Origin of the sequence: Arthrobacter crusticola (genome assembly GCF_004357995.1) — a bacterium.
In the GTDB taxonomy this organism is placed as follows: domain Bacteria; phylum Actinomycetota; class Actinomycetes; order Actinomycetales; family Micrococcaceae; genus Arthrobacter_D; species Arthrobacter_D crusticola.
This window is the reverse complement of sequence record NZ_SMTK01000003.1, coordinates 723,715-741,804: the sequence shown is the minus strand read 5'-3', so window position 1 is coordinate 741,804 and position 18,090 is coordinate 723,715. Positions and strand designations below refer to the sequence as shown.

The window sequence follows — 18,090 nt, the reverse complement described above, 5'->3', positions numbered from 1 at the left end:
GGAAGGGCTAGCCCGTCATGTCCTGGCTGAAGTTTTTCAGCCAGACGCGCAGGTCCGGGCCAAGATCGTCGCGCTCGGCGGCCAGGGTGACCACGGCCTTGAGGTAGCTCAGCTTGTCCCCGGTGTCGTACCGGCGGCCGCGGAAGACAACCCCGTAGACCCCGGAGCCCTCGCCGTCGGACGCGGCGAGGGTCTGCAGCGCATCCGTCAGCTGGATTTCCCCGCCGCGGCCGGGCTCGGTCGTCTCAAGGACGTCGAAGACGCGGGGGTGGAGCACATACCGGCCGATGACGGCGAGGTTCGAGGGCGCCTCCTCCACCGGCGGCTTCTCGACGAGCTTGTTCACGCGGACGTAGTCCTCGCCCTCGATGGCGGAAATGTCCGCGGCGCCGTAGGAGCTGATCTGCGCCGGATCGACCTCGATCAGGGCAATCACGGACCCCCCGGTCTTCTGCTGGATCTCGATCATGGTCTCGAGCAGGGGGTCGCGCTCATCGATCAGGTCGTCACCGAGCAGCACCGCGAACGGCTCACTGCCCACATGCTGCTTGGCGCGCAGGACCGCGTGCCCGAGGCCCTTCGGATCGCCCTGGCGCAGGTAGTGGATGTCGCAGAGCTCCGAGGGCAGGCGGACCGCCGCGAGCTTCTCCAGGTCGCCCTTCTCAAGGAGGGTCTGCTCAATGAAGGGGACCCGATCGAAGTGGTCCTCCAGCGCCCGCTTGTTACGCCCGGTGATCATCAGGACGTCATGGAGCCCGGCGTCGACTGCCTCCTGCACAACGTACTGAATGGCGGGCTTGTCCACCACCGGAAGCATTTCCTTGGGCATCGCCTTGGTTGCCGGCAGGAAGCGGGTTCCCAGGCCGGCGGCGGGAATGACGGCCTTGTTCACTTTTGGTCGCAAAGTCATGGGACCACACTACATAACGCGCAGGACCATTCCGGGAGCTGTGCACAATAGGTGCATGAATATCGACCCGGCGGTACCCTCTAAAATCCAGGCGAGAGCCGACCTGCGCGCCAGGCGCCGGACCCGGGATCCGGAGGCCCGGGAGGCCTTGTCGCGGCGGCTCGCCGAGACGGTACTGGAGGAGCTGCCTCGGCTGACCGGCGGGAACCGCACGGAGGAGGACCTCGTGATTGCGGCCTACCTGGGTGTACCACCGGAGCCGGCGACCGAGGAGCTGCTGCATGCCTTGACCAGCCTGGGCCACACGGTGATCGTGCCCATCTGCGAGCCCGGTTACCGGCTCTCCTGGTGCAGGTGGTGGCCGGGTGTGCCGCTGGTGAAGTCGCCCCGCGCACCGGTGCTGGAACCGGAAGGGACCCGTACTCCCCTGGGTCAGCTGGCCGCCCTCGACCTGGTCCTGGTGCCGGGCCTCGCCGTTGACGCCGCGGGCTATCGGCTCGGCCAGGGCGGGGGCTACTACGACCGGTTCCTCGCCGAACTCTCGATCGAGCGCCCCACGGTGCCCACAGCGGGCATGGTCTACCCCGATGAGTTCGTCGCCGGCGGCAGCTTCCCGGTCGAGCTCCACGACGTGCCGCTGCACGGCGTGTTCACCCCGGGCGCATATCACGGATTCGGGGCACCCCCGGCACCGGTGTAGACTTAGCACTCGCCGCCCTAGAGTGCCAATCAGCCTCGGCGGGGCGCCCCACGAGAATTTGAATTCCAGGAGAGACCTTTGCCTACCTATGCGTACGCCTGCAAGGATTGCGGCCATGCCTTCGACATCCAGCAGGCTTTTTCCGACGAATCGCTCACCGTATGCCCCGTCTGCTCGGGCGTGCTGCGCAAGAAGTTCAACAGCGTGGGCGTCGTCTTCAAGGGCTCCGGGTTCTACCGCAATGATTCCCGCGACACCCGCTCCTCCGCCGACCTGACGGCGACGCCGGCCGCTTCCGATGCGAAGCCGGCCGCGGCAAAGGCACCGGCCAAGAAGGCCGACTCGGGAACAACCGCCGCCGCGCCCGCGGCGGGCAAGGCCGCTTCCTGACCACGGGGCCGATCCCGGGCTTTTCCACATAGACCACCCGGGGCCGGCGGCACATGCCGCCGCCCCTAGGGTGGTCTTCATGTTTTCGACGCAGCACCGGCCGGGCGAAGCCCTTCGCCTCCCCCGGATGCGCAGGGCCCTCCTTCGGCACCGCCGGCTGCTGGCCGCGGTGCTCCTGTGCGCGGCGGCCGGCACCTGCGTCGAGGCGTTCCTGCCCCGCGGCGAACCCGGTGCCCCGGTCCTCGCCGCGGCCTCGGACCTCGCGGCGGGCACCGTCCTGGCTGCAGCGGACGTTGAGACCCTGACCCTTCCGTCCGCTGCCGTCCCGCCGGGGGCACAGGCGCACCTGAAGGGCCTTCTCGGCCAGCGGCTCGCGGCGCCCCTGCGGCGCGGAGACGTCGTCACCGACACCCGGCTCGTCGGCCCCGGGCTGCTCACCGGCACCGCGCCCGGCACCGTCGCGGTGCCACTGCGCCCGGCCGATCCCTCCACCGTCCGGCTCGTGGCAGCGGGCCAGCGGGTCGACGTCGTGGTGAGCACGGGCAACGGCTACGAGACGGCCGCCGCCTCCGATGTGATCGCCCGGAACCTCGCGGTGCTGTGGACCTCACCGCCTGGGGAGGATTCGTCGTCGGCGTGGTCCGCCTCCCCGGCCGAGGCGGGGCTGGTGGTCGTGGCCGCCTCCGCCGGGGATGCCGCCGCCCTTGCCGGATCCTCGACTGCGGGTCAGGTCCACCTGGTCCTCACGGCCGGACGCTGAGTCAGACGGGCCGGCGCCCGGGCGGCTCCGTTGTGCCGGGGCCTGCGTGTCCAGCACAGGCGTCGAGCAAACCCGATGCGCCGGAAACTCCGGCGTGCCGGGGCCGGCGTGCCGGCCTACCTCCCGTGCGGGTCAGCTCCAGTGCGGCGGTCGCTGTTCCTTGAGCCACTCGTCGCTGTCGCTTTGGGAGTCACCCCAGGCGCGGGGATCGTCCTCGGCCGCGGTCTTGGGCAGCACCGGTTCCTCCGCAGCCGGCGCCGCGGCAGCCGGCCGTGGGGCGCGGCCCTCGTCGGTTTCGTTCTTCTTCATCCGCAGTGCGTCCCTTCGGGTCCGGGGCGGTTCGTTCGCTTCGAGCAGGTCCAGACCAAGCTCCCGGGCCGCCCGTTCGGCGCAGCCCTCCGGGTCGGTGAACACCTCGATGGTCCACAGCGGCATGTACCGCCAGCCCATGCGTTCCAGCTGCTGGGGCCGGAGCCGGCTCCGCTCGCGCACGGTCATGGCACCGTAGCGGGCGGTGCCGTCCGACTCGATCGCCAGGGGCGCCACCGGGTAGTCGCGCTCGGGCGCCGCCGCCGCCGGAGGGCGGGTGGCCACGATGTCGAGGACGCCGTCGTAGGAGTCCTTAATTTCGGCACCGCGGGCCCGCAGCCGCTCGACGAGGTCGGCGACCAGCGGATCCGCGTTGTCCGGGGCCTCCTTCTTGGCCGGAGCGCTGGAAGGTGCGAGTTCGCTGCGGAGCAGCTCGTAGAAGTCGGCCGCTCCGCCGGTCAGCCGCTCGGGGTCGAGGTCCGCCGGCTGGAAGCAGGAGAGCACGTGCAGCCTGCGGCGGGCACGCGTCATGGCCATCACGAACTTCCGGCGGCCGTCCGGGCCGGACAGCGGGCCGAAGGAGTGGAGCGCCCGTCCGTGCGGTGTCCGCCCGAATCCGAGCGAGAAGATGACGTCGTCGCGGACCAGACCCGCGGCGCGGTCAACGGGGACCACCCGGAAGGACTCCCGGCCGGGGGCAAAGAAATCGTTCGCCCACGGGAAGTTCGCCATCTGCAGGCGGATCGCCTCGCCCACCCGGGCGGCGTGCCGGGGGCTGGCGGTGACGACGGCCAGGGAGAAGCTGGGCCGGTGCCGGATGTGCTCGAAGACGAGGTCGACCACCCGGTTCACCTCCGCCGAGACGCTCTCGACACCCTCGTGGTCCGAACTGGGCATGCCGGTGCCGTCGGGGAGGTATTCGACGACCAGACCGCGCCCGGCGCCGGAGACCTCGGAGGCCTGCGGCAGCCGCGTGAGGCGGTCCTCGTAGAAGGTGGCGCTGAGGTAGCTGCCCAGCGCGCGGTCCACTCCCCGGTAGACCACGGTCAGGGAGCGCTCCGGCAGGACGGCGCGCAGCTCCTCGTAGGCGCTGGGCAGCGGGTCGGTCTCGGCGCGCGGGCGCTCGGGCGACTGGATTTCGATGCTGAATCGCGTCGGCCCGGCCAGCCGGGTGTCGCCGAAGACGGCGGTCTGGCGTGCGCGTGCGATCACCGGGACGGCGCTCTGCAGCGATACCGATTCCCCGTCGAGCAGCAGCAGGGAGTCGAAGGCCGCGCCGCCCGGCAGGATCATCGGCGCCATCAGGGGGCTGACGGCCCATACGGGGAGCAGCGCCGTCGTGAGGTCGGGGTGCAGCGCGCTGAACGATTCGAGCGTGAGGGTGTCCTCCCGCAGGTGGGTGCGCAGCCGCTCCGCGTCCGCGGGGTGCGCGGCGATCGCCGTGTTCCACCGCTCGGCCAGGCGCCACCGCAGGCGGGCCGCCCCGGAGGAGACGTGGGCCGTATCGGCGAGCCGGAACTCGGCCTCCAGACGGCGCAGGCTGGCGCCGTCGGACATGGCGAGGTAGTCGTCCCCGCTGATCATGGCTTCGAGGGCCGACTGCCACCAGGCCAGTTCGAGCTCGTCGGCGACCCGGTCTTCGGACACTTCGCGCGCCGCAAGGTCCTCGAGCAGTTCGCCGAGCCCGTGCTCCCTCATCTCGTCGAGCAGCAGGGTGCGCTCCGGTAGCGCCTCGAGGGTTTCCCGGTCCCCGGCGAGGGCCGCGAGCCGCTTCTCGAGGTCGTCGAGCTCGCACGAGGGCAGATCCGGGGTGCCCTGGGCGGCACGGAGGATGCGGCTGAGTTCCTCGAGCCGGCCCTGGACGCCCTTGTAGAAGGTGTTGATCTCGGCCAGGCCGGTCGGCACCGAGGGGTGGCGTTCGGTCTTGGCGTACCGCGTCCACAGCGTGCGCTGGTCCTGGACGTCGACCAGGGAGGAGTGGAGGTCGGCGATGTGCACCCCGGGACGCACGTATTCCTTGGCGACGCGCCGCAGCCGTGAGCGGGTCATCGAGCTCATCTCGATGGCACGCTCGCGCCGCCACGAGGAGGGGGCGGTGGCCGAGATGAGGTCGGTCACCGGACGGTCGAAGATATCGGGGGTGAACTTGTCGAGGCTGGCGCGGACCGCCACGAGCAGTTCGAGCTGCTCCCCCCACTCCCGGAAGGTCCTGCCCAGGGTGATGTGGGAGTGTTCGGCGACGCGCAGCACCTTGGCGCGCAGCAGCGGAATGTCGCGGGAGAGGTCGGAGGCCAGGCCGTGGGCGTGCTCGGTCTCCTTGCGGTTGAGCAGCTGCGCCCCGAACCAGGGGCTCTCGGTCGAGGCCTTGCTGAAGCTGCCAAGCTCCGCCGCGCGCCGCAGCCGGGTGGCCAGCTCGGCGCGGTCGGCGATGTTGTCGAGCACGCTGCGCTTCAGGCGCACCGTGGTCGAGGGTGCCGGATCGAGCGCGGTGAGCGCAGCGAGGGACTGCATGGCCTGGTACGGCGAGCAGTTCCAGCGGCTGCGGACATTGTGGAGGGACCGCACGTGCTCGAGGAGTTTGTGCCGGTGCCCCACGAGCGTTGCGTGAAGGGTCTCCACCGACGGCGCGGCGGCCTTCTCGTTGCGCACGATCGCCCGGATCACGCTGTCCTTGAGCTGCTGCGGGTCGACCTGGCCGTTGAGCTGAAGTACGAGCGAGCCGAGGTTGAGCGCTTCGAGGTCCTGTACGAACTCGTTGAGGGTTCCGCGGCGCTCGGCGCTGACGAGGACGCTCCGGCCCTGTCCGGCCAGCAGTGCGGCGGCGTTGAGGGCCGTCTGGGTCTGCCCGGTGCCCGGCGGCGTGGCGACCGCCACCGAATGCCCGGCGCCGATCAGGTCAAGGACGCCCTGCTGGGCGGCGTCGGCGTCGAGGATCAGCAGTTCATCGGCCGGGTCGCGCTCGTCGATCGGGCTGAACCCGGCGTCGGGTTCGGTCACCTCGTAGGCCCCGTCGCGGGCGGCCGACAGCAGGGCGGAGAGCACGGGGTGGTCGGGCTGGATGGCCTCGTCCTCGACGATGTCGGCGAGGTCGGCGAAGGTGGAGACGAGCAGGCGGTGCTCAACGGAGATCCCGCGGACCCCGTCGGTGAGGTGGCGCAGGCGGTCGAGCACCGGGTGCGGATCGAACCGGGCGGTGCCGTAGGCGAGCCGGGGCAGCGCCTCGGTGTCGAGGTGGATGCCCTGGATGTCGCCGAAGTGGCGCACCAGTGCCGGGTTGAGGCGTGCCTGCTCGGTCAGCTGCAGTTCGTAGTCGTCCTGGGAGGGGTGGACGGTGAGCGACATTCCGGTCAGCAGCACCGGGGCGTTGAGCGTCTCCGACCGGCCGGCGTCGTCGACGGTGCGCCAGGACGCGGTCCCGGCCGCGAGGTGGCCGACGTCGATGCCGCGTTCGGTGCCCAGTTCAAAGATCTTGGCCCGCAGGGCACGGGCCGCCGACTTCGCCGCGTTGTACTGCACCGGGTCGCGCAGCAGGGTCGAGAGCCGGGTCCGGCGTCCGGCCAGGAGCTGGGCCAGCCCGGAGGGGTGTGCGTGGGTCAGGTCGATACTGGTGCCGGCGGAGGGCCGGAAATGCAGGAGCGTGTCCCCGGAGACCTGTGGACCGAGCTGATCCAGCCAGGGCAGGAGGAAATCCTCAGCCGAATCCCCGGAGTCCTGCTCTGGCACGGCTGTCCTCTTCCCTGCATCGTCACGCGCTGATCTTGACCAGATTGGCATATCTTCCAAGCTATCCGAAATGAATCCGAAGCGGCCGCATAGCAACGCGGCGCACGGCGAAATCCGCTGGCCGGGGAACCGTCAGCGGCCGGGGGCTACTCCCACTCGATGGTTCCCGGCGGCTTGCTGGTCACGTCGAGGACCACCCGGTTGACGCCCTCCACCTCATTGGTGATCCGGTTTGAGATCCGGGCCAGCAGGTCGTACGGCAGGCGGGACCAGTCCGCGGTCATCGCATCCTCGCTGGAGACCGGGCGCAGCACGATCGGGTGCCCGTAGGTGCGGCCGTCGCCCTGCACGCCCACGCTGCGCACATCGGCCAGCAGGACCACCGGCATCTGCCACACCTCGTTGTCCAGCCCCGCGGCGGTCAGTTCGGCGCGGGCGATGGCGTCGGCCTTGCGCAGCAGCTCGAGGCGTTCATGCGTCACTTCACCGACGATGCGGATGCCCAGCCCCGGGCCGGGGAAAGGCTGGCGTCCGACGATCTCGGCGGGCAGCCCCAGCTGAGCTCCGACGGCGCGGACCTCGTCCTTGAAGAGGGTGCGCAGCGGCTCCACCAGTTCGAACTGGAGGTCCTCGGGAAGCCCGCCGACGTTGTGGTGGCTCTTAATGTTCGCCGCGCCCTCGCCGCCGCCGGACTCGACCACGTCGGGGTAGAGGGTTCCCTGGACGAGGAAGCGGATCTTCTCGCCGTGGGCCTCGGCCTCGGCGATGATGGCCCGCTCGGCTTCCTCGAAGGCGCGGATGAACTCGCGTCCGATGATCTTGCGCTTGGTCTCGGGGTCGGAAACCCCTTCGAGCGCCTTCAGGAAGCGCTCCTGCTCGTTGGCGACGTAGAGCTTGACGCCGGTCGCGGCAACGAAGTCGCGTTCGACCTGTTCGGCCTCGCCTTCGCGCAGCAGCCCGTGGTCAACGAAGACGCAGGTGAGCTGGTCACCCACCGCGCGCTGCACGAGCGCCGCGGCGACGGCGGAATCAACACCGCCGGAGAGGCCGCAGATGACGCGGGCGTCCCCGACCTGGGCACGGATCCGCTCGACCTGCTCCTCGAGGATGTCCCCGGTGGTCCAGTTGGGTCGGAGGCCGGCACCCTCGAAGAGGAAGTTTTCGAGGACCCGCTGGCCGTACCGGGAATGCTTCACCTCGGGGTGCCACTGCACCCCGTACAGGCTCTTCTCCTCATGGGCGAAGGCCGCCACCGGTGCGCCGGCGGTGCTGGCGAGCACCTCGAACCCGGCCGGGGCCTCCTGGACGCTGTCGCCGTGGCTCATCCACGCGTTCTGGTTCTCCGGGGTGCCGCTGAGGATCGAGCGGGATTCCCCGTCGGCGGTGACATCGGTGGACCCGTACTCGCGCAGTCCCGTCTTCGCGACGGTGCCGCCGAGGGCCGCGGCCATGGCCTGGAACCCGTAGCAGATGCCCAGGACCGGGACACCGGCCTCGAACAGGTCTGCCTCCACCTTGGGGGCGCCTTCGGCGTACACGCTTGCCGGGCCGCCCGAAAGGATGATCGCCACCGGGTTCTTGGCCAGGATCTGCTCGGTGCTAAGGCTCGAGGGCACGATCTCCGAGTACACATCCGCCTCCCGGACGCGCCGGGCGATCAGCTGGGCGTACTGGGCGCCGTAATCGACGACGAGGACCGGGCGGTGTTCGGGACTGGGGGGAGGTGTAGTCACGCATTAACAATAGTCGCGGCGGGGTGCGCCCCGCACATTGGGACCCCCGGCCCCCGGAGGGCCGGGGACCCGGTGGCTGGAACGGGACGGGCTGGCAGCTGTGCCCGCGCGGGCGCCGGCTGGTCAGTAGCGGGGGGCCGCTTCGGGGTGGGCGGCGAGGTCCGCCTCGGCCTCGCGGTGGACGCGCCGTTCAACGATGAAAGACAGCAGCGGCACCACCCCGCCGAGTGCGATCAGCAGGAAGCGCGAGAACGGCCAGCGCAGGAACTGCCACAGCCGGAAGTCGGCGATGAGGTACACCACGTAGAGCCAGCCGTGGACGATCAGCACCGCCTTGGAAAGGTTAAAGCCGCCCGAGGCGTCGGCCTCCGCCTCGGACAGGAACTGCAGGCCCGCCCCGCCGCCGGCGACGATTTCGGCATTAAACCCGTACTTGGCCACCATTTCGACGACGACAAGCAGCAGCATGACGCCGGTGGCGTAGGCGAGCAGCTTGTAGAAGCTGAGGGCCGAGCGGATCTGGGCGTGGGTCCCCCCGAACCTCCGTTTCGCGGCCGGCTTCGGGGAGGTGCCTTGCTTATTCACGTGTTCCTGCTTCCGTTGGGTGGGTGGCGCCGGGGCGGGCGGCGCCGTCGTCGTGTGCTTCGGCGGGGGCCGCGGCGGCCGGTCGGTCCGAAGCTGTGTCATGGGCGGGCTCATGCCGCGTGCTGCCGGGGCCGACCGGGGTGCCGGCCGCTGCGGGCCCGCCGTCCTGGCCCTCGTCGTCCTCGTCGTCCTCGTCGTCCTCGAGGCTCCGCCGGTGATCGTCGGCGACAAGCCGCCACCAGAGGAAGAAGGCAAAGCCGGCGAAGACGACCCATTCGACGGCGTAGAAAATGTTGAGCCAGTTGACCGGCCGCTCCTGCGGCTGGGGCGCCACCTCCACGGCTTCCAGCGGCGCCGGCGCGGGGGCGGCCTCTCCGTCAACGGTGATTGCGGCGGACGCGATGAACGCCGCATAGGAGGGACGGTCCCACACATTGACGAGTTCGGCGGTGGCCAGGGCGGCCACCTGGCCCTCTACGGGGTCGGCGGCCACCGGGCCCTCGGCGGGCAGGAGGCGCCCGGTAAGTGCGGCCGGGCCGGTGAGTTCGGGCACGCGCGCGGCGGCGTCGGCGTCGGGCACCCACCCGTGCACCACGGGGATGACCACCGGTTCCTGCGCGTCGCTGCCGGCTCCCCCGGTGGAGCCTGGGGCGGCGTCGATGGCGAACGCCGAGATCAGCCACAGCCCCTCGCGCCCGTACTGGAGCCGCTCACGGACCAGCAGTCGGGTACCGGGCAGGAATTGCCCCTCGGCTGAGACCATCTGGTCGGCGGCCGTTCCCGTCAGGGGTGACCCGGGGTCGATCACGCCGGTCAGCGGGCGGATTGTCTCGGTGGCGGCCGGAGCCTCGGGCCCCTGCTGCCGGGAGTTGGAGAACTGCCACTGGCTGAGCAGGACAAAGACCGCGGCAAGGGCCATCACCAGGATCAGCGTCAGGATCCAGCGGGGCTTGAGCGCGGTCTTCAGCACCCATTAAAGGTACTTCGCACCCCTGTAGAAAAACTAATGGGGGCGGACGGCGCCCGGGTCGGACGGCGCGGCGGCGGGAGCACCGCCGGGGGCCGGGGCGTGCCCTGTGAACAGAGCGATAAGTTCGTCGATCTCGTGGCCGGCCGCGGCGGGGTGCCGGAAGTGCCGGTGCGGCTCGATGACGTAGTGGGTGCGCCGCCCCACCCGGATCCGGCGAAGGTATCCGGCGGTCTCGAGGTCCTTGAGGATCGACAGGGCGGCGCGGGGGCTGATTCCGACGAGGTCCGCGAGGTCGGCGACCCGCATGTCGGGATCTTCGGCCACGGCCAGCAGCACGTGGCCGTGGTGGGTCAGGAAGGTCCATGGCGGCGACGCCGGGGAACCCCGCCGGGAGGTGTGCACCGGCGGGGTTCCCATGCCTGGGGCCGGATCGGCGTCCGGCCCTCCGCTAGAGGGTCGAACCGTCGTCACGCCCCGTTCCCTTTCCGGCGGGTACCGGACGGCGCCACAGCGGGTCCAGTTCGGCCGTCTCGGCCGGATCGGCGATCCGGAACGGAGGGTTCACCGGCGCGGCGAGCGGCTGTCGGGCCTGTCCTCGGGTGGCAAGCAGGCTGGCACCGATGGACACCGCCAGGATGGCCACGACCACGGCGAGTGAAATCGGGGTGGGGATGTAGAAGATGTCGATCTTCAGGAGCATCTTGATGCCCACCCAGATCAGCACCAGCGCCAGGCCCACCTTGAGGTAGATGAAGCGGTGCATCAGGTCGGCGAGCAGGAAGTACATGGCCCGCAGGCCGAGGATGGCGAAGGCGTTGGCGGTGAAGACGAGGAACACCTCGTCGGTGACGGCGAAGATCGCCGGGATGGAGTCGACCGCAAAGATGATGTCAGTGACCTCGACGAGGACGAGCACCGCCAGCAGCGGGGTGGCGAGAAGGACGCCGTTCCTCCGGACGAGCAGGCGCTGGCCGTGGAACGCATCGGTCATCGGGACAAAGCGGCGGAACAGCTTGAGGGCGCGCGACTTCTCAGGCTCCATGTGCTCGTTGCGCTGGCGGATCATCCGGTAGCCCGTGTAGAGCAGGAACGCCGCGAACAGGTAGAGCACCCAGCCGGCGGACGCGATGATGGCCGAGCCGGCGGCGATGAAAATGCCGCGGAAGACCAGGGCGCCCACGACGCCGAGGAACAGCACCCGGTGCTGGTATTCGCGGGGAACGGCGAAGTAGCTGAAGATGATGGCCCAGACAAAGACGTTGTCGACGGCGAGGGACTTCTCGATGAGGTATCCGGCGAAGTACTGCTGCCCGAACTCGGCTCCATACACCTGCCAGATGAGCGCTCCGAAGGCGACTCCGAAGGCAATCCAGACGGCGGACCAGAGCGCGGCCTCGCGGACGCCGATCACGTGGGCGCGGCGGTGGGCGAACAGGTCGATGGCAAGCATGGCGAGGATCACGCCGATCACTGCCAGCCAGGCCCAGAAGGGAACAGTCATGGGGTATTACCTTTCCAGTCAGGTTCATCCAACTGGAGGTCTTTCCCGGCTCCTGATCGAGCCTGTCCCGCCGAGCCGCTCAGGGGCGGCCGGACTGACGACGGGACATTGGGGGATACTCCCCTCCGCGTCTAAATAGTGAAGCACACTTCACCTATTGCATGCAAGGAGCCTCTCCGCGCCGGCGACCCGCACCGGGGCGGACATCCCGGGCCGGTCAGGCGGCAGCGAGCGCGAAGCCGGCGGCGGCAGCGCCCAGGGCGCCGGCCAGGGTTCCAAGGCCCGAGAGCAGAGCCAGCCCCCGCCGTCCGGCCTTCAGGAGACGGACGGTGTCGACGCTCGCGGTGCTAAAGGTCGTATAGCCCCCGAGGAACCCCGTGCCGGCGATGAGGACGAAGGACCGGTCGAGGGCGGCAGACGCGGCAAACCCGGCGAGCAGTCCCAGCAGGAACGATCCGGAGATATTGATCAGGACCGTGCCGAGCGGGAACCCCGAGCGCACCCGGGAGGAGATCATCCCGTCGAGGACGAACCGGGCTCCGGCGCCGAGGCCTCCGGCGGCAGCGAGGGCGACTACGGCACCGGTCACGGAACATCCCCCGGCCCCGGTCCGGCTGGCAGCCGCACGCCGTCCGGGCGCCGCCGGGCCGACGCCCCCGCCGCGGCGGCACCGCAGGCGGCCGCGGCGGCGCCGAGCAGGAGCGTCGCGGCGAGGTAGAGCAGGGCCGGTGCCGCGCGCCCGGCGTCGAGCAGCAGCACGGCCTCGACGGTGAGCGCACTGTAGGTGGTGAAGCCGCCGAGGAACCCGGTGCCGGCGGTCAGCCGCGCCGCCCGGAGCCGGCCGGCGTCGGGACCGGCCGCGGCCAGGCGCTCAAGCAGCCAGCCGAGCAGGAACGCCCCCGAGACGTTGATGAGGAAGGTGGCAAGGGGAAGCCCGCCGGGCGCGGGCAGGAGCAGGTCGAGGCCGTAACGGGCAAGGGTGCCCAGCGAACCTCCAAGCACCACCAGCAGCAGCAGGTCCGGCCTGCGGTGCGCCGCACGGCCGGTGTACGGGCGGCCGGCCCGGCGGGCGGGTCTCAGGACGGGACCGGAGGGGCCTGCGGGTACTTCTCCTGCACGGCCTCCCAATCACCCGACGAGGCGATCGGGTCCATCCAGAAGACCTCCCACGCATGACCGTCCGGGTCACTGAAGGTCCGCGTGCGCATGAAGCCGTAATCCTGCGGTTTGCCCTCGACGGCGCCGGCGGCCAGGGCCCGGTCGAGGAAGGCATCGACCTCCTCGGGGTCGTCGACGCTGAGGGCGTTGATGACCCCCGATGTCGCCGAGGTGTCGGCGATCTGCTTGTCGGTGAACTGCCGGTAGTGCTCGTGGCTGAGGATCATCACGTAGATGCTGTCGCTGACCTCGAGCGATCCGGCCTTCTCGTCGCTGAAGGCCGGGTTCAGGGTCCAGCCCAGGGAGGTGTAGAAGGCCTTGGACCTCTCCACGTCGCTGACCGGAAGGTTGATGAAGACTTTGCTGGCCATGTGCGGCTCCCCATCTCTGGTGTGCTTCAGGACCCTTACAGTGTGCGGCCGGCGGCGCCGCCCCGCAATGCGGAATGGGCAAACCTGCCGTCCGGCCGGTTTAGGATGGCCGGGTGGAAATCTGGATTCCCCTTACCGCCGCCGTCGGCCTCGCCCTGCTCACCGGGGGGACGGCCCTGCTGCTGCGCAGGCCCCGCCCGCAGCAGGAAGCGGCTCCGTGGCGGAAGGGGTCCCGCGCCCCGGGCCGGGTGGTCGCGGTGCGCCCGCAGACCCACTTCGACCGCGACCGGAACAACATCCGCGTGCCGGTCCGGGTCGAGTACACGGACCCGCGCACCGGCGAGAGCCGGACCGGAACCTACGTCCTTGACCGCTTCACCGCCAACATCCCGGCGCTGATCTCCCAGCCGGTGGGCGTCGCCACCTTCGGCAGCACCGCCCGCTCCGGCCCGGCACGCTCCGGTACGGTGCGCCGCCAGGAACCCGTGGCGGGCGCGCTCGCCCCCGAGGCCGACGCCGAGGGCTTCCGCGAGATCCTCGATCCGGTTCCCGTCGACGCCTTCATCAGCGGCCCGCCCGCCGACCCGCGGGTGCGGATCGTGTTCCGCCCCTGAGGGCCTCCGGGCGGCGGGCCCTCACCCGCGGAGGGCCGCGGCGCGTGAGTCAGGCGCGCAGTTCGGCCTGGACCGGCCAGTGCTGGTCGCTGAGGATCACCTGGGAGCCCTGCCCCGTCTCGGGGTTGAGCAGCACCGGCGCCAGGAGGTTGACCGTTGTGGCTTCCCCGCCGGGGCGGGCCACCACAAGCACCTGGGGGTCCTGCGCAGAGCCGAGACCGATGGCCTCGAGCAGTTCGGCCGAGAACCGGGGAAGATACTCCGGCAGGTAGATCGCCGGATCCACAACGAAGACACGCAGCCCGCGGTCGGCGGCCGCTGTCAGCGAATACAGCCCGTCGGCGCCGTCGATGGCGGCGAGGGTGAACTCGACGTGGGGTTCGAAACCCGGCGGAGGAGCGGTGAAGCTCACGGCAGCGCTCATCGGAGGAAGTCCAGGAGGGTCGGCGAGAGCACCTTCGAGGTGACGCTCAGGGCGCCCTGGTAGCTCAGGTCCTGGATCTTGAGGTTGGTGAGCATCTCGGCCAGGTCGAGGTCCTCAATGCCCGCGCGCTGCTCCTCGAGCGCCGCCACCTGGATCTTGTTGGTGTCCTCCGCGTTCAGCAGGCGCGAATGCCGCGCCCCGATCTCGGCCTGCCCGGCCGACACCCGGTTGAACTGGGCGTCGACGGCGCCGAGGCGGGCGGAGGTGCTGATGCCGGCGCGGAGGTCCGCTGCGATTCCGTCGAGCAGGTCGAAGACCGAGCCGGGCCCGTTGCCGAACACGGCAGCGCCGTCGGCGTCGACCCGGATGGTCTGCCCGTCACCGACCCGGCGCTCGACGGTGCTGCCGGGGGCTCCGGTGAACACCGGCGGGGTGCCGGTGAATGCGGCCTCAGCATCGGAGTTGCCCGCAAAGACGCTGCGCCCGAGGAATCTGGTGTTGGCCTGCCCGAGCAGGTCCCGCTTCAGTCCCTCGACTTCGACGGCGATCGCGTTGCGCGCCGCCGGGGACAGGGTCTCGTTGCCGCCCTGGATGGTCAGCTCGCGCACCCGCGTCATCAGTTTGCTGGTGTTGGACAGGGCGGAGTCGAGGGCCGTCAGCCAGCCCTTGCCGTTGTCGATGTTCCGGGTGTACTGGGCGGCCGACTGCTGGTCCGCCTTGACCCGCAGCGAATCCGCCGCGGCCATGGGGTCCTGGGAGGGCCTGCTGATCCGCTTCAGGGTCATTGCGTGTTCCTGGGCCTCGGCCCGGCGCATCATGCTGGTCTGCAGGTTGCGTTGGGCGGTGTTCGTCATGGTGGTGTTGGTGACGCGGCTGAGCATTGGTTACCTTCCTACTAATCCGGTGCGGTTGATGAGCACGTCGAGCATCTCGTCGATGGCCGTCATCACCCGCGAGGACGCCTGGTAGGCGTGCTGGTAGGTGAGCAGGCTGACGCTCTCCTCATCGATGTCGACCGAGGACTGGGACAGCTGAAGGCTGAGCGCCGATGCGGCGGCCACCCCGGCCAGATCCTCCCGCTGGTTGTCGGCGCGCGCAGTGACGGCCAGCGCCGTGACGAAGCCGCTCCACAGCCGGTCCGGGGAGTCGGCGGCATGGCGGATCTGCGAGATGGCGTCCGCGTTCGAGCCGTCCTTCCCGCCGGCGCCGGGCCTGCCTGTCGCGAGGTCCGCGGCGGAGGCCGCCGCGACCCGCAGCCCCTTGGCCGCCGGCAGCGCCGGATCGAACCGGAAGAAGTCGAGGCCGGTGCGGCCGTCGGCGGTCTCTCCTCCGCGGTGCACGGCGTTGACCGAACCGGCGAGCCGCACCGCGAAGGCGTCGTACGCGGCAGCGGCCTCGGCGAGGTCGCCGCCGGCCGCCTTGCCGTTGGCCGGGGCGAGCGTCGAGACCATCCCGCCGATCCTGCCGCCGTCGAGCGGGACGGCGCTGCCGGGCCGGTGGGCCCACTCGAGCCGGACCGGGGAGGCGGTGGCGTCCTCGAGCCGGTACCCTCCGCTGACCTGCAGGGCGTTGGCGGAGTCGCCCGAGACGAGCACGTTCCCTCCCACCAGCACCTCGACCGTACCGTCGCCAAGCGGGCGGACGGTGCCGCCGACGAGCGAGGCGATGTCCGCGGTGAGCAGGTTGCGCTTGTCGATCAGCTCGTTCGCTGAGGCGCCGGCGTTCAGGGCGGACCGGATGCCCGCATTGAGTTCGGCCACCTGGACGGCGGCGGCGTTGACCTCGGAGGTGAGCAGGTCCAGCTGGCGCCGGTCGGCGGAGAACTGCGCCTCGATCTGGGTGTACCCGTGGGCGAGCTTGGCCGCCAGGGCGCCGGCCTCCTCGAGGAGGACCCCGGACGGCGCCGGCGCCCCGGCGTTGTTGGCCACGTCCTGCCACGACGTCCAGAACTTCTGCAGCGCCGCGGAGGTGCCGTTCTTGCCGGGCTCCTGCAGGATCCCTTCGAGCCCGTCGAGCGCCTTGACCCGCGCACCGGAGAACCCGGCGTCGGCGGAGGTTGCCCGGACCCTGGCATCGAGGAAGATGTCGCCCAGGCGCCGGATGCCGTCGACCTGCACGCCCTGGCCCGGCGTCACGCCCGAGGAAAAGAGCCCGACGCGTGCGACCGGGCCCATCGGCGAGGTGGAGACCCGCTGGCGGGTGTATCCCTCCGTGGCGGCGTTGGCGATGTTCTGGCCGGTCACGGCCGAGCCCTGGCGTGCGGCGTTCAGTCCGCTCAGCGCGGTGTTCAGTGCTCCGAATGTGCTGCCCATGACGCCTCCCTCATACCCTCGTGTCGATCAGCCGTGACGTGTCGACACCGGCGGTCATGCCGCGGGCATCGTAGGTGCCGGCCTCCGCACGGTGTCCGGCCAGGGCCTCCTGGGTGGACCGGGCCGCGGTGCGGAGGAACTGGGCGTTGGCGTCCCGGAGTTCCTTAATGCGTTCGGTCTGCTCCGTCATCACCTGCAGGTGCCGCGAGAGGATGTCCGCCCAGGGGCCTTCGGGCGCGTGCTGCACCAGTTCGCGCAGCGTGGCGTTCTCTCCGGCACCCCACTCGGCCGCGACGTTGAGCACCTCGACGTCGCGGGCCAGGCCGCTGGCCCGCAGCAGGGCGACGGCGCCCTCGACCTCGCGGGTTGCATGCTGCAGCCAGCGCGTCTTCCCGGCCGTGAGCAGGAGTTGCTCCTCCTCGAGCTTGAACATCAGAAGTTCAAGCAGTTCACGCTCATGCCAGAGCTGGGCTGATAGCTCCTGGATTCCCATAGTGCCTAAGACTCTCCTAGATTGGCTCAGCGGTCGCTTCCTGCTGCCGCACCTTACGTAGAAACCATCGGCGGGATGCCGGCCGATGTAAGGTGCGCCGCCGCCGTCGGGCCCGGCCCGGGGACTTCGAAAAAAACTTTCGCATTCTGCTAACGCCGCCGCCGGAGCCGCCGATTGTTCTCTGCGTAAGGCCCAAGGATGGGCCCGACGCTACACAACAATTCATGGAGGAATAGATCATGGGTATGCAGATCAATACCAACACCGCGGCGAACAACGCTTTCCGCGCCCTGTCCAACACGCAGAACGACCTGAGCAAGTCCCTGGAGAAGCTCTCCAGCGGCCTTCGCATCAACCGTGCTGCCGACGACGCTGCCGGCCTGTCCATCTCCGAGGGCCTGCGCTCGCAGGTCTCGGGCCTCGGAGTTGCCCAGCGCAACGCCCAGGACGGCATCTCCGTCATCCAGACCGCTGAAGGCGCACTGACCGAGGTCCACTCGATCCTGCACCGTATGCGCGACCTGGCTGTCCAGGGCGGCAACGACTCGAACAACGCCCAGTCGCGCACCGCGATCAAGACCGAAGCCGATGCCCTCGGTGAGGAACTTGCCCGCATCACCTCGTCCACCAACTTCAACGGCATCAAGCTCCTCGACGGTACCGCCGGAACCGCCGGTGTCATCAGCCTGCAGGTTGGCGCCGACGGTGCCGCCGACAACACCATCTCGGTGAACCTCGGCGACGCCAACGCCAGCATCAACGGCGGCGGACCGGTCTTCTCCAGCGTCACCGGAGCAACCGGCTTCAATGTCGCCACCTCGGCCGGCGCGACGACCACGGTCGCCGCACTGGACGTTGCGATCGCCGCCGTCTCTGCACAGCGTTCGGAGCTGGGTGCTTCCCAGAACCGCCTCGAGTCCGCGGGCAAGTCCCTCGCGGTCTCCAAGGAGAACCTGGCCGCCGCCGAATCCCGCATCCGCGACACCGACATGGCGGAGGAGATGGTCAAGTTCACCAAGGCCAACATCCTCTCCCAGGCCGGCGTTTCGATGCTCGCCCAGGCGAACCAGTCCACCCAGAGCGTCCTGAAGCTCCTCGGCTAAACCGGCTGCTTCATAACGGAACCGCCGGTGGCAG

General features: G+C 70.2%; 19 protein-coding genes. 5 read left to right on the top strand and 14 right to left on the bottom strand.

Annotated elements, in window-relative coordinates; all coding sequences use genetic code 11:
• Positions 1-7: 7 nt before the first annotated feature.
• Entirely contained in the window at positions 8-910 is a 903-nt protein-coding gene (gene galU, locus E2F48_RS11315) for a UTP--glucose-1-phosphate uridylyltransferase GalU (RefSeq protein WP_120164919.1), read from the bottom strand.
• A gap of 55 nt (positions 911-965) precedes the next feature.
• Between galU and E2F48_RS11310 the strand changes: the two genes are divergently transcribed.
• The 3 genes from E2F48_RS11310 (at position 966) to E2F48_RS11300 (ending at position 2,760) form a co-directional block, all read left to right on the top strand.
• The gene (locus E2F48_RS11310; RefSeq protein WP_165968746.1) at positions 966-1,610 is read left to right on the top strand and encodes a 5-formyltetrahydrofolate cyclo-ligase; all 645 of its coding nucleotides are present in this window, start codon (positions 966-968) and stop codon (positions 1,608-1,610) included.
• 78 nt (positions 1,611-1,688) lie between these two features.
• Entirely contained in the window at positions 1,689-2,000 is a 312-nt protein-coding gene (locus E2F48_RS11305; protein ID WP_133404036.1) for an FmdB family zinc ribbon protein, read from the top strand.
• Positions 2,001-2,079: 79 nt separating this feature from the next.
• On the top strand, positions 2,080-2,760 hold the full coding sequence (locus E2F48_RS11300) for an RcpC/CpaB family pilus assembly protein (RefSeq protein ID WP_246018851.1): 681 nt from the start codon (positions 2,080-2,082) through the stop codon (positions 2,758-2,760).
• Positions 2,761-2,892: 132 nt separating this feature from the next.
• Here the strand turns inward: E2F48_RS11300 and E2F48_RS11295 are convergent, their stop codons facing one another.
• The 9 genes from E2F48_RS11295 to E2F48_RS11255 all read right to left on the bottom strand — a co-directional run bounded on the left by E2F48_RS11295 (position 2,893) and on the right by E2F48_RS11255 (position 13,110).
• Positions 2,893-6,843 carry a DUF4011 domain-containing protein gene (locus E2F48_RS11295; protein ID WP_133404035.1) on the bottom strand — a complete coding sequence of 1,317 codons (3,951 nt, stop codon included), beginning with the start codon at positions 6,841-6,843 and terminating at the stop codon, positions 2,893-2,895.
• A 95-nt stretch (positions 6,844-6,938) separates the two neighbouring features.
• The gene (gene guaA / locus E2F48_RS11290) at positions 6,939-8,525 is read right to left on the bottom strand and encodes a glutamine-hydrolyzing GMP synthase (protein ID WP_133404034.1); all 1,587 of its coding nucleotides are present in this window, start codon (positions 8,523-8,525) and stop codon (positions 6,939-6,941) included.
• 123 nt (positions 8,526-8,648) lie between these two features.
• A complete protein-coding gene (locus E2F48_RS11285) occupies positions 8,649-9,110 on the bottom strand; it encodes a DUF3817 domain-containing protein (protein ID WP_246018842.1) in 462 nt (153 codons plus the stop codon).
• The gene (locus E2F48_RS11280; RefSeq protein WP_133404032.1) at positions 9,103-10,080 is read right to left on the bottom strand and encodes an SURF1 family protein; all 978 of its coding nucleotides are present in this window, start codon (positions 10,078-10,080) and stop codon (positions 9,103-9,105) included. Before E2F48_RS11280 ends, E2F48_RS11285 begins: the two co-directional genes overlap by 8 nt.
• 33 nt (positions 10,081-10,113) lie before the next feature.
• Complete coding sequence (locus tag E2F48_RS11275; RefSeq protein WP_133404162.1) at positions 10,114-10,497, bottom strand: helix-turn-helix transcriptional regulator; 384 nt, start codon at positions 10,495-10,497, stop codon at positions 10,114-10,116.
• Positions 10,498-10,528: 31 nt separating this feature from the next.
• Complete coding sequence (locus E2F48_RS11270; protein WP_133404031.1) at positions 10,529-11,581, bottom strand: TerC family protein; 1,053 nt, start codon at positions 11,579-11,581, stop codon at positions 10,529-10,531.
• Positions 11,582-11,798: 217 nt separating this feature from the next.
• Positions 11,799-12,170, bottom strand: coding sequence for a fluoride efflux transporter CrcB (crcB, locus tag E2F48_RS11265; protein WP_133404030.1), 372 nt, complete (start codon positions 12,168-12,170; stop codon positions 11,799-11,801).
• Positions 12,167-12,586, bottom strand: coding sequence for a fluoride efflux transporter FluC (locus E2F48_RS11260; protein WP_246018840.1), 420 nt, complete (start codon positions 12,584-12,586; stop codon positions 12,167-12,169). The genes crcB and E2F48_RS11260 overlap by 4 nt, the downstream gene beginning before the upstream one ends.
• A gap of 71 nt (positions 12,587-12,657) precedes the next feature.
• On the bottom strand, positions 12,658-13,110 hold the full coding sequence (locus E2F48_RS11255) for a VOC family protein (protein WP_133404029.1): 453 nt from the start codon (positions 13,108-13,110) through the stop codon (positions 12,658-12,660).
• Between the two features lie 113 nt (positions 13,111-13,223).
• Between E2F48_RS11255 and E2F48_RS11250 the strand changes: the two genes are divergently transcribed.
• Positions 13,224-13,724: a hypothetical protein gene (locus tag E2F48_RS11250; RefSeq protein WP_133404028.1), complete on the top strand. Its 501-nt coding sequence runs from the start codon at positions 13,224-13,226 to the stop codon at positions 13,722-13,724.
• Positions 13,725-13,773: 49 nt separating this feature from the next.
• Here the strand turns inward: E2F48_RS11250 and E2F48_RS11245 are convergent, their stop codons facing one another.
• From E2F48_RS11245 to E2F48_RS11230, 4 genes are read right to left on the bottom strand one after another with little or no spacing between them, the layout of a single operon-like run.
• Positions 13,774-14,148 carry a flagellar assembly protein FliW gene (locus E2F48_RS11245; protein ID WP_133404027.1) on the bottom strand — a complete coding sequence of 125 codons (375 nt, stop codon included), beginning with the start codon at positions 14,146-14,148 and terminating at the stop codon, positions 13,774-13,776.
• Positions 14,145-15,029 (bottom strand): flagellar hook-associated protein FlgL, encoded by an 885-nt coding sequence (gene flgL / locus E2F48_RS11240; RefSeq protein WP_133404026.1) that lies wholly within the window; start codon positions 15,027-15,029, stop codon positions 14,145-14,147. Before flgL ends, E2F48_RS11245 begins: the two co-directional genes overlap by 4 nt.
• Before the next feature lie 3 nt (positions 15,030-15,032).
• A complete protein-coding gene (gene flgK, locus E2F48_RS11235; RefSeq protein ID WP_133404025.1) occupies positions 15,033-16,460 on the bottom strand; it encodes a flagellar hook-associated protein FlgK in 1,428 nt (475 codons plus the stop codon).
• Positions 16,461-16,470: 10 nt separating this feature from the next.
• Positions 16,471-16,953, bottom strand: coding sequence for a flagellar protein FlgN (locus E2F48_RS11230; protein WP_133404024.1), 483 nt, complete (start codon positions 16,951-16,953; stop codon positions 16,471-16,473).
• 239 nt (positions 16,954-17,192) lie between these two features.
• Between E2F48_RS11230 and E2F48_RS11225 the strand changes: the two genes are divergently transcribed.
• Complete coding sequence (locus E2F48_RS11225; protein WP_221411666.1) at positions 17,193-18,056, top strand: flagellin N-terminal helical domain-containing protein; 864 nt, start codon at positions 17,193-17,195, stop codon at positions 18,054-18,056.
• The last annotated feature ends 34 nt before the right edge of the window (positions 18,057-18,090 follow it).

Coding starts and splice junctions, on each gene's coding strand:
- galU (WP_120164919.1), bottom strand. CDS start 910: ATGACTTTGCGACCAAAAGTGAACAAGGCCGTCATTCCCGCCGCCGGC.
- E2F48_RS11310 (WP_165968746.1), top strand. CDS start 966: ATGAATATCGACCCGGCGGTACCCTCTAAAATCCAGGCGAGAGCCGAC.
- E2F48_RS11300 (WP_246018851.1), top strand. CDS start 2,080: ATGTTTTCGACGCAGCACCGGCCGGGCGAAGCCCTTCGCCTCCCCCGG.
- E2F48_RS11295 (WP_133404035.1), bottom strand. CDS start 6,843: ATGCCAATCTGGTCAAGATCAGCGCGTGACGATGCAGGGAAGAGGACA.
- E2F48_RS11275 (WP_133404162.1), bottom strand. CDS start 10,497: ATGGGAACCCCGCCGGTGCACACCTCCCGGCGGGGTTCCCCGGCGTCG.
- E2F48_RS11270 (WP_133404031.1), bottom strand. CDS start 11,581: ATGACTGTTCCCTTCTGGGCCTGGCTGGCAGTGATCGGCGTGATCCTC.
- E2F48_RS11255 (WP_133404029.1), bottom strand. CDS start 13,110: ATGGCCAGCAAAGTCTTCATCAACCTTCCGGTCAGCGACGTGGAGAGG.
- E2F48_RS11245 (WP_133404027.1), bottom strand. CDS start 14,148: ATGAGCGCTGCCGTGAGCTTCACCGCTCCTCCGCCGGGTTTCGAACCC.
- flgL (WP_133404026.1), bottom strand. CDS start 15,029: ATGCTCAGCCGCGTCACCAACACCACCATGACGAACACCGCCCAACGC.
- flgK (WP_133404025.1), bottom strand. CDS start 16,460: ATGGGCAGCACATTCGGAGCACTGAACACCGCGCTGAGCGGACTGAAC.
- E2F48_RS11230 (WP_133404024.1), bottom strand. CDS start 16,953: ATGGGAATCCAGGAGCTATCAGCCCAGCTCTGGCATGAGCGTGAACTG.
- E2F48_RS11225 (WP_221411666.1), top strand. CDS start 17,193: ATGGGTATGCAGATCAATACCAACACCGCGGCGAACAACGCTTTCCGC.